Consider the following 13,065-nt stretch of genomic DNA (forward strand, 5'->3'; position numbering starts at 1 on the left):
CTCCGAACGCTATTTCTCGCGCATAGCATCGCCTAACTTACTGACCGAATTGAACCGCTCGGCAATCTCAAAGAAGAGCAAGTTGAAGTGGTGGTCGAACATTTCGTTGTCGCGATTGTAGTATGCGTAGGTGCTGAGCTCGACTCCGGCGTTAAACAGAAGATCGATAAGACGATAGTTAGCCCCGTGATCGGCACCGATCTTGGTGCGCTTAAGAGCTTTCAAGGCACGCTCGGCCGCGGCAGGGTCAAAATGCCGTTGGTGCAAGCCGAAGAAGAACCCGCCCTCGCGCACGAATTCATTGATGAAATCATCTATGGCCGACATAGGCGCCTCGGCGGTCCGGACGTGAGATTAGCGAGATGACGAGACAGCGTGTAGGGCCAAGATGGCGCCTCGCCCTTCTCCCGCAAAGGGAGAAGGAAAGAGCGCCCCCCTACTCCGCCGTGCCTTCCTCATATTCGGCCGACATGGTCAGCCATTTTTCCTCGTGGCCGGCGAGCGTCTGGGCAAGCTGTGAGCGTTCCTTGGCCAGCCGCGTCGCCGTCGACGGATCCTTCTCATAGACCGCCGGATTGGACAGCTCGTCCTCGATGCCGTCGATGCGCTTCCGGATACGGTCCATCAGCGCTTCGGTAGCGCGGATTTCCTTCGCCAGCGGCTCAAAAGCGGCGCGGCGCGCGGCCGCATCGCGGCGACGGTCGGCTTTCGAGGCCTTGTCCGCCTCGCGCTTGCCGCGGCGGTCGCCGGACACGCCGGTGACCAGCGTCTTGTAGTCTTCCAAGTCGCCATCATACGGGTTGACCGCGCCATCCTTGACCAGCCACAGCCGGTCGGCCGTCGCCTCCAGGAGATGGCGGTCGTGCGAGATCAGGATCACGGCACCCGGGAATTCGTTCAGCGCATGGATCAGCGATTCGCGGCTGTCGATGTCGAGGTGGTTGGTCGGTTCGTCGAGGATGAACAGGTTCGGCCCCTCGAAAGCCGACAGGCCCATCAACAACCGCGCCTTCTCGCCGCCGGACAGGTCCTTGGCGGGCGTATTCATTTTCTCGGTCGTCAGACCAAACTGGGCGACGCGGCCGCGCACCTTGGATTCCGGCGCCTCCGGCATCAGCCGGCGCACATGTTCGTAGGCGTTTTCCTCCGGCCTGAGATCGTCAAGCTGATGCTGGGCGAAGATCGCCACCTTCAGCCCGGGCGCCACGGTCATGGTACCGCTCTCCTGCTTGAGCCGCCCGGACAGCAATTTGGCGAAGGTCGACTTGCCATTGCCGTTGGCGCCCAGCAGCGCGATGCGGTCGTCGGCGTCGATACGCAGCGTCATCTTCTTCAGGATCGGCTGTCCTTCGGTGTAGCCGACATTGACGTTGTTCAGCGCCACGATCGGCGAGGCAACCGTCTTCACCGGCTCCGGGAAAGAGAACGGCCGCACCGAATCGTTGACGATGGCCGCGATCGGCTTCATCTTTTCCAGCGCCTTGATGCGCGACTGCGCCTGTCTCGCCTTCGAGGCCTTGGCGCGGAAGCGTTCGACGAAGGATTCCATATGCTTGCGGGCCGCCTCCTGTTTGACGCGACCCTTTTCCTGCAACTCTTTCTGCTCGCTATACTGGCGCTCGAACTGGTCGTAGCCGCCGCGCCAGAAGGTCAGCTTCTTCTGGTCTAGATGGACGATCGAATTGACGGCGCGGTTGAGCAGGTCGCGATCGTGCGAAATCAAAAGCACTGTGTGCGGATACTTCGACACATAGTTTTCCAGCCACAATGTGCCTTCGAGATCGAGATAATTGGTCGGCTCGTCGAGCAGCAGAAGGTCAGGCTCGGAAAACAGCACTGCAGCGAGGGCCACGCGCATGCGCCAGCCGCCGGAGAAGGATGAGGCCGGACGGCGCTGCGCGGCGTCGTCGAAGCCAAGGCCGGCCAGAATGGTGGCCGCGCGGGACTCAGCCGAATGCGCATCGATGTCGGCCAGCCGCATGTGGATGTCGGCGATGCGGTGCGGATCCGTCGCCGTCTTTTCCTCTTCGAGCAAAGCGGTGCGTTCGAGGTCGGCCTTGAGCACGATCTCGATCAGCGGCTCCTCGGTGCCTGGTGCTTCCTGCGCCACCTGGCCGATGCGGGTGTTCTTCGGGAGGCTGATCGAGCCTGTCTCGGAGGGAAAATCGCCGGTGATGGCCTTGAACAGCGTCGTCTTGCCGGTGCCGTTGCGGCCGACAAGGCCAGCCTTGGTGCCGGCCGGCAAGGTCAGCGAGGCGTGGTCGAGAAGCAGGCGTCCGGCCATGCGGAGCGAAAGGTCATTGATTACAAGCATGGCCGCGCTTTTGCACCGGACATCAACGCTTCGCAAGACCTTGTGGGCCAGTTGGCCGCACAAGGCCTGAAAACGGCGCGCGCAACCGCGCCGTCAAGCAGCCGGTTATTGGGCAGCCGGCAGTTGCTTGCCTACCGGCCAGAGGGCCTCAGGCAGTGGCCTTGCTGCGTTTTGTCGCCTTGGCCACGACGGCCGGTGCCGCTGCCGGCTTGCGGCCAAGCCCTGTCGACTTCGCCAGCGCCGACCGGGTCGCCGAGTAATTCGGAGCAACCATCGGATAGTCCGGCGGCAAACCCCATTTGGCCCGATAGTCGTCCGGGCTCAAACCATAGTCTGTCCTGAGGTGTCGCTTGAGCGACTTGAACTTCTTTCCGTCCTCCAGGCAGACGATGTAGTCGGGAAACACCGACTTTTTCGGATTGACAGCCGGAACCAGGCTCGGGCTTTCCACGACGGCCGCACCTGCCAGCTTTCGAACCGAGGCGCTGACGCTGGCAATCAGGTCAGGCAAGCCGGAAGCCGGAAGCGGATTGTTGCCGACATAGGCCGAGACAATATCGGCCGTTAGCTCGATAACGGTCTTATCATCGATATTTGACAATTCTTTCACCCTATTTGCGACAAAGTCATCCACCCCAGCGAAGACTTTTGTCGATGTATCTCTTTAACCGAGCCCCTCAACGGACCGCCAAGTCGCAAAACGAATCAAGACTTGACGTCAACTATCTTTCTGGGAAATCGACGTCGCGCAAATTAGAAAATCTAATACTTGGAGACAGCAGACTTGGCTGTCTGGCCCTCGGCCAATATCTCAAGAATACGTTTCCAGCGAGCGCAACGCCCGAAATCCTTCTGTTCAATCGCCTTTTCGGCCTTCATCGCGGCGTAAAGCGATGCGTCGGCACCGAATTCCTTGAGCAGCCAATGCGCTTCCTGCCTGGCGAGACGTTCATTGTCGTCAAACATAGTCTTGCGCCTCCGAACGTTGCAGGCCGACCGCAATACAACTGCCGATGACCAGGACGGCTCCAGTAATCGCGGTCGCCGTCAGCCGTTCGCCGGACAGGGTCAGCAGCAGCGTCGAAGCAATCGGCGTGAGATAGGCGATGACGGCGACCTTGCCACTGCCTTCGAGCTTCAAGGCGCGCGACCAGAAGTAATAACCCAGCCCCATTGGGCCAGCGCCGAGATACAGCCCGAGGGCGAGATCCGTTCCGGCGGGCCAGGCAACGCCTTCGCCAGCGGACCACACAAGCGTCAAGACGACGCCGACCAGCGACGAGGGCAGCAACAGGCGCTCCGGCGAAGTGGCGAGCCGGCCCACCATCAGCGAATAGAAAGCCATGCACAGCGCGGACCCGAACGCGGCGAAATAGCCTACGAGATCGCCTTGGAGCCAGGTGTGGTCACGCCCGCCCGAAATCACCAGCGCGACGCCGACGAACCCAAGGATCGCGGCAACGCCCAACAGAGCCGGACGCCGGGGATTTTCGAAGACGATCACTGCCGCGGCAACCATCAAGGGCCAAGTGTAGGCCACGAGATTCGCTTCGATCACCGGCATCGAGGCGAAGGCAATGTATTGCAGCACCATGGTGCCGACCAGACCGATGAAGCCGACAGCGAGCGGTGCAAGCGCGGCTCTGGCAGCGACCGGCGGTGCTCCATCCCGGCTCATGAACCGGATCAAGCCGAAGACCAGTGCAGCTCCCACAAATTGCAGGAACTGCACCTGCGACACCGGATGGTTTGCGAGCAGGGATTTGCCGACCAAGGCATTGGTCGACCACAAAGCCACCGCGCCCGCGGCAAAGACCAGCGCGGATATCGAGCCTGATCCGTGCTGAAAGTATCGGCGGGGGGCTCTATCTCCGGGCTTGACCATGATCGCGTCCGAAAACAGGTCCCCACCTTTTGGGATCATGGTTGGCTACCATGATTCCCTGGCTCCGCTGGGAAACTGTGCTTCGGCAGCGGCGGCGGGCGTGGGATGCTCCGCCTCGAACCGGCGATAGGCCGGCAGCTGGTTGGTCCAGACATCTTCGGCCAGCTCGTTGACCCATTCGCGATCCTGGTCGTTGTCGGCGGCAAGATAGAACATTCTGTTATCGTCGACATAGGGCTTGGCCACCGAACGCTGGTTGAGCACCAGGGTAACGCGCTCGCCATACTGGATCGGCGCCGTGCGATGCAGGACGCCAAGGAATTGCCCGAGCGTCGCGTACTTCATCTTGTGATCGATGCGCATGATGCGGTTGCGCGGGATCTCGCGGCCGGATTCGAGGATGGCGCGGCCGGTCTCGGAGTCGTCGCAATAAATTTCGAGGTGACCGCCGACCAGCGGATCGCTGATCGACAGCGGAATGAGTTCGGTGACCGGAACGCCGTCGCAATGCCATTCGACCGCGCCATCCCTCGGATTCATGAACGTGACGGTCGAACCGACGATCGACAGCGGATAGGGCTCAAGCTTGGTGCCCATCATGTCGGACAGCCGCTCCAGGCGCAGCTTGTCGTGCAGCAACTCCTTGATTTCGGGGATGAAACGGTCAGCGCCAGTGATAAAGGTCAGATCGAGGTGCTTGTGCACGGCATGGCTGGCCTTGAGTTTCAAGGCGGCCTCCTCGATCGCGGCAAGCAGGGCCGGGTCATAGCCGTGCAGATATTGGGCGACGCCGAAGCTCGACACTTTCCAGGCGGTGTCGTGGCCGATGATGGCTTCTCTGCTCATCGCATAGCGGAGTTCGGGAATTGTATGGGCGTTCATTCTACTTCTCCAAGTGGGGGGCAACACTTGGTAAACAGTCGATTAAATTAGCCCCCCCTGTAAAATTAGGAATGCTGGTGCTAGAGTAAGCCCAGCTTAAGGTCGAAACCGTGCGTCTGCTCAGTCAGGTCAACCTCAATTCGCTGAAAATCGTGGAGAGTGCTGCGAGGCACGGCAATTTCACGCGTGCCGGCGAAGAGCAGTTTATCACCGCCTCGGCGGTCAGCCAGCGCGTCAAAAGCCTTGAGGACCAGCTGCGCTTCAAGATTTTCCAGCGTGGCGGCAATGCGGTGTCGTTGACGCCGGAGGGCGAGACTTATGTGTCGCGCGTTCGCGAGGCGCTGGAGCGGATCGTCGCCGCCAGCATGGAAGCGACCGGGCAATCGCAGGAGCATGTGCTGAAGATATCCGTGCTGCCGACGTTTGCCGCGCGCTGGCTGTTCCCGCGCCTGCCGTCGTTCCAGCGGCAACATCCCGATATCGTGATGCGGGTCTCGACCTCCTACGCGACGCATGAGTTCACGACCTCCGACTTTGATCTCGAAATCCGCTATGGCGACGGCCACTTCAACGGGCTGCCGTCCGACCTGCTGTTTCGGGAAGACCTTACACCGGTGTGCAGCCCCAAGCTGTTCCATGAGGTTCTCGGCGACAAGCCGATGTCGAAGGTGACACCGGACGACCTCCAGCACTTCACGCTGCTGCATTCCGACACCTGCACCCAGAACTGGCAATCCTGGCTAGGCTTCGCCGGCGCCAGCTTCGTGCTCAGCGAGACCAAGAGCATCTATTTCGACTCCTGCATGATGTCTTACGAGGCGGCCAATGCCGGGATGGGCTTCGCTGTCGCCAACCGTGCCTATATGGCGAGCGACATCCGCGCCGAAAGGCTGGTCGCTCCCTTTGCCGTCCACCATCCGAATAGCGCCGGTTGGTATTTTGTCTCTCCGCCAAAGAGCCTTGCCGCACGCAAGGTGCTGTTGTTCAAGCAATGGGTCATGACGGAAGCCGCTCTGACGCAGCGCCAAGTGGATAGCGAAATCAGCGACTTGGCTTTGGCTGTCTGAAACTCGGATCAGCCGTTGATTGTCGCCCGATGACCACCAGCCAGAAAAATTGAGGACGATCGTTTAATGGACGCCCAATCCGGGCAACCCGCCTTGGTCGGCGAAATCGTTGAACTCGAGCCGCTTCAGCCGGAGCATTCGGAAGGGCTTCTGAGTGCAGCCGCCGACGGCGAGCTGTGGAACCTGAAGGCCACCGTGGTCCCAGGGCCAGCTACGATCGATGGCTATATTGCCAACGCCCTCGCCGGACGACAGGCCGGGACCGTCCTGCCTTATGCCATCGTCCTGCGCCGCACCGGGCTGATCTGCGGCAGTACGCGGTTCTGGAAGATCGATCGCACGAACAGAAAGCTGGAGATTGGGCATACATGGCTCAGCAGTTCATCCCAGCGATCAGGGGTCAATACCGAGACAAAGTACCTTCTCCTGGCCCATGCTTTCGAGGTCATGGCGTGTGTGCGGGTGCAATTCACCACGGATGAACTGAACGAAGCGTCGCGAGCGGCCATTCTGCGGATAGGGGCAAAACAGGAAGGGATCGTTCGCAATGAGCGGATCATGCCGGACGGCCGAAAGCGCAATTCCGTCCGATTCAGCATCATCGATTCCGAATGGCCTGATGTGAAGGCCATGCTGCAGCAGAAAATGCGGCGATAGCCGGCTGGCCATTGCCGGTGCCAGTCATAATGCGGTCCGCCGGAGCGGACCGCATCCCTCATTCTTGATTTGAATCCTACCGCCTATCAGCGCCTCGCGATCAGCAGGCAAAGCTGCCGCAGGTCGCGATCATAGGTGCCTTCGCTGCTGAGCACGTCGGCACAGCGCTTCTTCATCCGCGCGATCTTGCCATCCGACATCTGAGCCACCACGCCCGGCAGATTAGGATGGCTGGGATTGCTTGGGTTGCTGGGATTGGACGGATTGCTGGGGTTCGACGGGTTGCTGGGATTGGTGCCACCACCGATGCCCACGCCGACACCAACGCCGATGCCGCCCGTGCCGCCGACATTGGCACCGAGCCCGGCGGTGACGCCGCCGGTTCCACCGACATTGGCGCCGGCGCCGGCATTGATACCACCGCTGCCGCCGACCGAGGCGCCGAGCCCGGCGCTGACGCCGTTCGAGCCGCCGACATTGGCGCCGGCTCCGGCGTTGACGCCACCGCTGCCACCGACGGAAGCGCCGGCACCGGCACTGATGCCGCCGCTGCCGCCGATCGAAGCGCCAGCGCCGGCATTGACACCGCCGCTACCGCCCACCGAGGCGCCGACACCGACGCCAATCCCACCACCAGCGATCGCCGGCAGGGAAAGAACAATGATGATTGTACCACTCGCCAGCGCGCCGGCGATACTTTTGCAGATTCTAGCCATGACACTCTCCACGTGGTCACTCTATTTTCTTCATTGCAGCAAAAGGCCGATATGCGACCGATACGCTGCATGCAACACATGAACGTTCTTGGAAGTGTTTTAGTTTCTTTATTTTTTATATTGAAAAACGCCAGATATCGTATTTTTTACTTTTGATAAAAGAACTTCTATATAATTTTTCTCAAAATCATGACTTCTACAAAATCCGTGGCGAATTCACAGACCGAAATCAGGCATATGCGCGCCCTTCCTCGGTGCGCTGGAAATGCGCCAGATCAAGCGGCACGGAAGAGCGGCCCAGAACCGTCAGGATCATATGCGCCTGGCCGCGGTGATGGGTCTGGTGGTTGAAGACATGCGCCAGCGCGGGCGCCAGCCGTTGCGAGACAGTGCGCATGTCCGACACGGTCATATAGGTGAAGCGGCCCGACAGCGCCTTGTCGCTCGAGCCAGCGAGCCAGTCGATGATCCGCCGATCCTCGGCCTCGCGCGCCATCCTCAGGCTGGGCAAGGCCCGGTACAATATGACGTCCAGCGCCGTCGGCGCGTCGCCTTCGCCGGTGAAGCGCTTCATCCAGATGCGATCGGCTGCGAGCAGATGGTTGAGCGTGCCCATCAGCGAGCGGAAGAAGGCGCCGACGTCGCGATTGAATTCTTCATCATCAAGATCGGCGGCGGCATCATAGATGCGGCTATTGGCCCATTGATTGTACGCCGCAAACATCATGAAGTGCTGTTTCATCTCTTCTCCGCCGCGCCCGTTTCGGGGTGTTGGGAGCGATACCTAGACCGCAAAGGGACCCGCGCCAATGACCATTCTGCTTTACGATCTCGTCGGGCGTGACGAGAGCCGCCCGTTCAGTCCGCATTGCTGGAAGGCAACCATGGCGCTGGCGCACAAGGGGCTCGATATCTCAACCGCACCGACGCGTTTTCTCGACGTTCCCACCATCGAAGGCGGTGCTTCGAAAACCGTCCCGGTGATCCGCGACGGCGACAAGGTCGTGATCGATTCCTTCGCTATCGCGCTCTATCTCGACGAGGCCTACCCGGGTCGGCCAACGCTGTTTGGCGGCGACGGCGGCAAGGCGATGGCGCGCTTCATCGAGCGCTGGTCGCAATTGACAATCCACCCCTACGTCACCACTGCAGCGCTCGTGGACCTCCATGCCATGCAGGACGAGGAGAACGCCGTGTATTTCCGCCAGAGCCGGGAGCAGCGCTTCGGCAAGCAGCTGGAAGACGTCGTCGCGGCGCGCGACGCCGGCCTGGCAGCTTTCCGGACTTCGCTTGAGCCGCTGCGTTCGATGCTCGGCTATCAGCCCTTCATCGGCGGTTCGGCGCCGCTGTTTGCCGACTATATCGTCTTCGGTGCACTGCAATGGGCACGCATCGCCTCGCCTTACAAGCTGCTCGACGATAGCGACGTGGTGGCGCAATGGTTCGCCCGCTGCCTCGACCTGCATGGCGGGCTGGGACGAAAGGTTGCCGCGGCGGCGTGACGCCGTAGGGCTACTTGGCTGCTGCCTTCTTCGGCTTGCCAGGCTTTTTGGCTGCCTTTGCCGCCTTGGCCTCGGCTTCCTTGGGCTCGGCCTTTGCCTTGCCGGCGCCGGCTGCCTTTTTGGATGGCTTTTTGGCCGACTTGCCCGTGGCATCCTCGAGGTCGACGTCGGCTGCCGCCTGGTGCCAATGGCGCTCGTGTTGACCGGCCGGTTGCCCTTCTTGCTGCCAGATCTGATGTGCGCGGTTGCGAATGCGCTCCTGGCGATCGTCTGTCATGGTCATATTGTCTCCATTCGGGCCGACTTCAGCGCGGCGCCGAAACCCCACTATAGCAAGCAAAGCATCGCTTTACAGCCATCCGATGTCGTCTCCTCGGCGCCGGCCTGACACAGAAACGTGCAGTCCCCCGGCGCTTCGCTCGCGCTCCCTGCCCATCGGGCCTTGGCAATGGGCCGGGCGACTTGTATAGAGCCCGCCACTCCAATCTCCATTCTCAGACAAGGACGACCCATGGCGCTCGAACGCACCTTCTCCATGATCAAGCCGGACGCGACCCGGCGCAACCTCACCGGCGCCATCACCAAGATGCTCGAAGATGCCGGTCTGCGCGTCATCGCTTCGCGCCGCGTGTGGATGAGCCGCCGCGAGGCGGAAGGTTTTTACGCCGTCCACAAGGAGCGGCCGTTCTTCGGCGAACTGGTTGAGTTCATGTCGTCGGCGCCGACGATCGTCCAGGTGCTGGAAGGCGAGAACGCCATTGCCAGGAACCGCGAAGTGATGGGCGCCACCAACCCGGCCAACGCCGCCGAAGGCACCATCCGCAAGGTGCACGCGCTGTCGATCGGCGAGAATTCGGTGCACGGCTCCGATGCACCGGAGACCGCGGCGGAAGAGATCAAGTACTGGTTCTCGGACACCGAGATTGTCGGCTGAGCCGGCGCTGTAATTTCCCATGCGAAAAGGCCGGCGTTTCGCCGGCCTTTTCCATTGGCGAACGGTCAGGTCTCGCGCACAAACTGCAGCATATCGGCATGCAGCCGGTCCATATGCGTGTACATGATGCCGTGCGGTGCGCCCTCATAGACGAGGAAGCGGCAATCCGGGATTAGTCTCGCCGACGGTATGCCGGTCAGTTCGATCGGCGCTGAGCGGTCGCGGTCGCCATGGATGAGCAAGGTCGGCAGCGTGATTTCACGCAATTCGGCGCGAAAATCCTGCTCGACCATGTCGCGGCTACAGGCGAGCGCCACGGGAACGGAAACCTGCACCAGGGTGTAGCCCCAGCGCAGCATGGCGGGCGACGTCTCCGGAATGAAGAACGGTGCGATGTTGTCGGCCACCCATTTCGGATAGTCGTGCTTCCACGACGCCCACAAGGCCTCGAAACCTTCCCGCGGCGCGCCACCTGGATTGTCGTGCGTCTTGAGCAGCATCGGCGTCATCGGCGCCAGCAGGATGAGCCGCTTGACGCAATCATTGCCGTGCCGGCTGATATAGCGCACCGCCTCGCCACCCGCCATCGAATGACCGACCAGGGTGATGCCGGAGAGATCCAGTTGCTCGATCAGCGTGGCAACATCGTCGGCTAAAGTATCGTGATCGTAACCCCGCGCCGGGTGATCGGAACGACCATGACCGCGCCGGTCGAATGCGATGCAGCGGAACCCTTGCTCGGCGAAGGCCGCTATCTGGTAGTCCCACATCTGGTTGCCGAAGCCGAGGCTGCTGAGGAACAGCATCGGCTGCCCCTGCCCCCATTCGCGCCAATAGAGCTGCGTCCCGTCGGTCGTGGTGATGAAAGGCATTTTTCGTCTCCTGGGTTTCGGCGTTCAGGCCGGGACGAACTGGTAGTCGACCAGGATGCGGCCCTCGGCGTTGACTGTTAGGACTTCGAGACCGGTCGCCAGTACGGTGTCGCTGTCGGCCGGCAGCATCTCCCAGGTGAAAGTGACGACGTCGTGCAGCAGGCGGGCATTCGCGGCGGCGCGGAAGCGGTTGCCGTCGTCGCGGACATTCTTCTCGTGCGATCCGCGCACCCGCGCCTCGAGCGCCTCGTAGCCGAGCACGGCGCGTTCGCCGACATAGTGCTCACCGTCAGGCACCCAAAGGTCTGCAATGCCCGTGCGGCGACGCTCGGCGTCCGTCTCGTTCCACACGGCGACATAGCGGGCGGCCAACGCCTGGGCATTTATGGACCTGGTCATGATTTCACTCCATCGGGTTGCGAGAGCGGCAATGCGCCGTGTCTTGGGATGGAGAATTCGCCGGGTCGACGAGCAAAATCCATGACCTCAGAGGTCAAAAAGCGACTGCGAGGTCACCGTGAATTTGACCCTCCAGGTCATTGAACCGCAGCCGCCGTGCGCGCTAGGGTCCGGCAATGACACTGCACCAGACACCCTTCGGCGTTCTGCTTCGGCGCTGGCGCGAGCAGCGTCGGATGACGCAGACCGATCTCGCTTTGGCGGCGGACAGTTCGACCCGGCATCTTTCCTATCTAGAAACCGGACGCTCGCGGCCAAGCCGGGAGATGATCGTACGGCTGGCCGAATGCCTTGCCGTGCCGCTGCGCGATCAAAACACGCTGCTGCTTGCGGCCGGCTTTGCACCCGGCTTCCAGGAGCGGTCGCTGGCGGAGCTGGAGGCTGCCAGAAAGGCGATCGACAGCGTCCTGCAGGCGCACAAGCCCTATCCGGCCTTCGCCGTCGACCGCCATTGGAAGGTGGTGCTGTCGAACGCGGCGCTGCCGCAGCTCTATGAGGGATGCTCTGATGATCTGATGCGCAGCCCGGTCAACGCCGTGCGCCTCATCCTGCATCCGGCCGGCATGGGTCCGCGCATCCTGAACTTCGCCGCCTGGCGCGCGCATACGGTGCATGTCCTGCGCCAGCAGATGGAGGCGCGCGCCGATCCGGTCATCCAGGGCCTGCTGGCCGAAGTGATGGCCTATCCCCTGCCGGCCGGATCCGACGCGGCGGAAGGGCTGGACGCGGCGCAGCGGCTGGCAACGCCGCTGCGCATCGCAACGCGCCTCGGCAACGTGTCCTTCCTCAACACCACGACCGTCTTCGGCACACCCAACGACGTGACGCTGGCGGAACTTGCGCTCGAAATGCTGTTTCCGGCCGACGACCCGACCATCGAGATCGTGAAGACCATGGTCAAGGAAACGGCTGCGGCGTGATGCAATCAGCTTGCCGCGCTGAAGCGCAGGATCTCGCGGCCGTCCTTGTCTGATATAGCGAGCTTGCCGGCATCGGCCTTGTAGGATGCCGCCTTGGCCAACGCATCGAACAACGCCTTTTCCTCGGCCATGACCTCCGGCGCGCAGGCCTTGTAGGTCGAGCCGATCTCGCTGATGGCGATCGCCTGGCCGTCAACCTTGGCGGTGGCGAAATAGGTGTTGCAGGGGCCACTGCCGCCGGCCTTGCCGGCCTCACTGACCCTGAACGTCGCCTGCGGCGCGGTGATAGCGCCGATGCCGTCGATATAATCGACCACCCAGAGCTGGCCAAAGACGGAAGCCGTCGGCTCGGTGCTTGCAGGGACCATCTTGAGCATGATGGTCTGCGGCGCGTCGGTGAGCGGATCGACCTGATGGCGCACATCGGAAATGAACATCAGCCTGCCGTCGACGGTGATGCGGGCCTGCAGCGCGTAGGTCATCTGCGACCGGATCACCGATGGGTCGAATTTGATCTCGAAACTGATCGGTACCTGGCCGGCGGGCTTGATCGTCTGCTCGCCGATAATCTTGGCCGGCGCGTCGGCCAGCGAGATATCGGCAAGCTGGACGGAAAGCACGGCACTGGGCGGCAAGGCGATGCGTTCGCGATAGATCACCTCGCCTCGCACCGCCGTTTCGGCGGCCGCAGACTGTTCCGGCACCGCCAGGATTCCGATGACCAAGGGAACAAAGCCGAAGACGAAGAACTCAGCGAGTCTGTCCAGCATGAACCACCTACCTTGGCCCGGACTGCCAATGCCCAGGCTGATCAACCTCGCGCAATTGGCCAAAGGATTGCGGTCAATGCATGGCTG

17 protein-coding genes are annotated in these 13,065 nt (G+C 61.7%); 5 read left to right on the forward strand and 12 right to left on the reverse strand.

All coding sequences use genetic code 11. The annotated features are described in order from the left end of the window. Positions 1–9 precede the first annotated feature (9 nt). From EB235_RS25930 to EB235_RS25955, 6 genes are all read right to left on the reverse strand, one after another. Entirely contained in the window at positions 10–327 is a 318-nt protein-coding gene (locus tag EB235_RS25930; protein WP_027034549.1) for a hypothetical protein, read from the reverse strand. A 109-nt stretch (positions 328–436) separates the two neighbouring features. After that, positions 437–2,314: an ABC-F family ATP-binding cassette domain-containing protein gene (locus EB235_RS25935; protein WP_027034548.1), complete on the reverse strand. Its 1,878-nt coding sequence runs from the start codon at positions 2,312–2,314 to the stop codon at positions 437–439. 148 nt (positions 2,315–2,462) lie between these two features. Next, positions 2,463–2,915: a MucR family transcriptional regulator gene (locus tag EB235_RS25940; RefSeq protein ID WP_080680995.1), complete on the reverse strand. Its 453-nt coding sequence runs from the start codon at positions 2,913–2,915 to the stop codon at positions 2,463–2,465. A 161-nt stretch (positions 2,916–3,076) separates the two neighbouring features. Next, positions 3,077–3,280, reverse strand: coding sequence for a hypothetical protein (locus EB235_RS25945; RefSeq protein WP_027034546.1), 204 nt, complete (start codon positions 3,278–3,280; stop codon positions 3,077–3,079). Then, a complete protein-coding gene (locus EB235_RS25950; RefSeq protein ID WP_027034545.1) occupies positions 3,273–4,199 on the reverse strand; it encodes a DMT family transporter in 927 nt (308 codons plus the stop codon). The genes EB235_RS25945 and EB235_RS25950 overlap by 8 nt, the downstream gene beginning before the upstream one ends. 45 nt (positions 4,200–4,244) lie before the next feature. After that, positions 4,245–5,081: a hypothetical protein gene (locus EB235_RS25955; protein WP_027034544.1), complete on the reverse strand. Its 837-nt coding sequence runs from the start codon at positions 5,079–5,081 to the stop codon at positions 4,245–4,247. Positions 5,082–5,191: 110 nt separating this feature from the next. Between EB235_RS25955 and EB235_RS25960 the strand changes: the two genes are divergently transcribed. Both EB235_RS25960 and EB235_RS25965 read left to right on the forward strand, forming a co-directional pair. Beyond that, the gene (locus EB235_RS25960; RefSeq protein ID WP_027034543.1) at positions 5,192–6,148 is read left to right on the forward strand and encodes a LysR substrate-binding domain-containing protein; all 957 of its coding nucleotides are present in this window, start codon (positions 5,192–5,194) and stop codon (positions 6,146–6,148) included. A 66-nt stretch (positions 6,149–6,214) separates the two neighbouring features. Further along, the gene (locus tag EB235_RS25965; protein ID WP_027034542.1) at positions 6,215–6,805 is read left to right on the forward strand and encodes a GNAT family N-acetyltransferase; all 591 of its coding nucleotides are present in this window, start codon (positions 6,215–6,217) and stop codon (positions 6,803–6,805) included. A gap of 86 nt (positions 6,806–6,891) precedes the next feature. Here EB235_RS25965 and EB235_RS25970 read toward each other — a convergent pair whose 3' ends face one another. Next, positions 6,892–7,521: a hypothetical protein gene (locus EB235_RS25970; protein WP_027034541.1), complete on the reverse strand. Its 630-nt coding sequence runs from the start codon at positions 7,519–7,521 to the stop codon at positions 6,892–6,894. Positions 7,522–7,750: 229 nt separating this feature from the next. Further along, positions 7,751–8,263: a DinB family protein gene (locus tag EB235_RS25975; RefSeq protein WP_027034540.1), complete on the reverse strand. Its 513-nt coding sequence runs from the start codon at positions 8,261–8,263 to the stop codon at positions 7,751–7,753. Positions 8,264–8,330: 67 nt separating this feature from the next. Between EB235_RS25975 and EB235_RS25980 the strand changes: the two genes are divergently transcribed. After that, positions 8,331–9,023 (forward strand): glutathione S-transferase family protein, encoded by a 693-nt coding sequence (locus EB235_RS25980; RefSeq protein ID WP_027034539.1) that lies wholly within the window; start codon positions 8,331–8,333, stop codon positions 9,021–9,023. Between the two features lie 10 nt (positions 9,024–9,033). Here the strand turns inward: EB235_RS25980 and EB235_RS25985 are convergent, their stop codons facing one another. Next, entirely contained in the window at positions 9,034–9,306 is a 273-nt protein-coding gene (locus tag EB235_RS25985) for a DUF2934 domain-containing protein (RefSeq protein WP_080681114.1), read from the reverse strand. A gap of 228 nt (positions 9,307–9,534) precedes the next feature. On the opposite strand from EB235_RS25985, the gene ndk reads away from it, so the two are divergent. Further along, positions 9,535–9,957 carry a nucleoside-diphosphate kinase gene (gene ndk, locus EB235_RS25990; protein WP_027034537.1) on the forward strand — a complete coding sequence of 141 codons (423 nt, stop codon included), beginning with the start codon at positions 9,535–9,537 and terminating at the stop codon, positions 9,955–9,957. A gap of 65 nt (positions 9,958–10,022) precedes the next feature. On the opposite strand, the gene EB235_RS25995 is transcribed toward ndk, so the two are convergent. Beyond that, complete coding sequence (locus EB235_RS25995; protein WP_032926125.1) at positions 10,023–10,829, reverse strand: alpha/beta fold hydrolase; 807 nt, start codon at positions 10,827–10,829, stop codon at positions 10,023–10,025. Positions 10,830–10,853: 24 nt separating this feature from the next. Further along, positions 10,854–11,228, reverse strand: coding sequence for a hypothetical protein (locus EB235_RS26000; RefSeq protein ID WP_027034536.1), 375 nt, complete (start codon positions 11,226–11,228; stop codon positions 10,854–10,856). Positions 11,229–11,404: 176 nt separating this feature from the next. On the opposite strand from EB235_RS26000, the gene EB235_RS26005 reads away from it, so the two are divergent. Next, the gene (locus tag EB235_RS26005) at positions 11,405–12,208 is read left to right on the forward strand and encodes a helix-turn-helix domain-containing protein (RefSeq protein ID WP_027034535.1); all 804 of its coding nucleotides are present in this window, start codon (positions 11,405–11,407) and stop codon (positions 12,206–12,208) included. A gap of 5 nt (positions 12,209–12,213) precedes the next feature. Here EB235_RS26005 and EB235_RS26010 read toward each other — a convergent pair whose 3' ends face one another. After that, complete coding sequence (locus tag EB235_RS26010; protein ID WP_027034534.1) at positions 12,214–12,978, reverse strand: YbaY family lipoprotein; 765 nt, start codon at positions 12,976–12,978, stop codon at positions 12,214–12,216. Between the last annotated feature and the right edge of the window lie 87 nt (positions 12,979–13,065).

Source organism: Mesorhizobium loti R88b (genome assembly GCF_013170845.1).
GTDB classification, from domain to species: Bacteria; Pseudomonadota; Alphaproteobacteria; order Rhizobiales; family Rhizobiaceae; genus Mesorhizobium; species Mesorhizobium loti_B.

Coding starts and splice junctions, on each gene's coding strand:
- EB235_RS25930 (WP_027034549.1), bottom strand. CDS start 327: ATGTCGGCCATAGATGATTTCATCAATGAATTCGTGCGCGAGGGCGGG.
- EB235_RS25935 (WP_027034548.1), bottom strand. CDS start 2,314: ATGCTTGTAATCAATGACCTTTCGCTCCGCATGGCCGGACGCCTGCTT.
- EB235_RS25945 (WP_027034546.1), bottom strand. CDS start 3,280: ATGTTTGACGACAATGAACGTCTCGCCAGGCAGGAAGCGCATTGGCTG.
- EB235_RS25950 (WP_027034545.1), bottom strand. CDS start 4,199: ATGGTCAAGCCCGGAGATAGAGCCCCCCGCCGATACTTTCAGCACGGA.
- EB235_RS25955 (WP_027034544.1), bottom strand. CDS start 5,081: ATGAACGCCCATACAATTCCCGAACTCCGCTATGCGATGAGCAGAGAA.
- EB235_RS25965 (WP_027034542.1), top strand. CDS start 6,215: ATGGACGCCCAATCCGGGCAACCCGCCTTGGTCGGCGAAATCGTTGAA.
- EB235_RS25970 (WP_027034541.1), bottom strand. CDS start 7,521: ATGGCTAGAATCTGCAAAAGTATCGCCGGCGCGCTGGCGAGTGGTACA.
- EB235_RS25975 (WP_027034540.1), bottom strand. CDS start 8,263: ATGAAACAGCACTTCATGATGTTTGCGGCGTACAATCAATGGGCCAAT.
- EB235_RS25980 (WP_027034539.1), top strand. CDS start 8,331: ATGACCATTCTGCTTTACGATCTCGTCGGGCGTGACGAGAGCCGCCCG.
- EB235_RS25985 (WP_080681114.1), bottom strand. CDS start 9,306: ATGACCATGACAGACGATCGCCAGGAGCGCATTCGCAACCGCGCACAT.
- ndk (WP_027034537.1), top strand. CDS start 9,535: ATGGCGCTCGAACGCACCTTCTCCATGATCAAGCCGGACGCGACCCGG.
- EB235_RS25995 (WP_032926125.1), bottom strand. CDS start 10,829: ATGCCTTTCATCACCACGACCGACGGGACGCAGCTCTATTGGCGCGAA.
- EB235_RS26000 (WP_027034536.1), bottom strand. CDS start 11,228: ATGACCAGGTCCATAAATGCCCAGGCGTTGGCCGCCCGCTATGTCGCC.
- EB235_RS26005 (WP_027034535.1), top strand. CDS start 11,405: ATGACACTGCACCAGACACCCTTCGGCGTTCTGCTTCGGCGCTGGCGC.
- EB235_RS26010 (WP_027034534.1), bottom strand. CDS start 12,978: ATGCTGGACAGACTCGCTGAGTTCTTCGTCTTCGGCTTTGTTCCCTTG.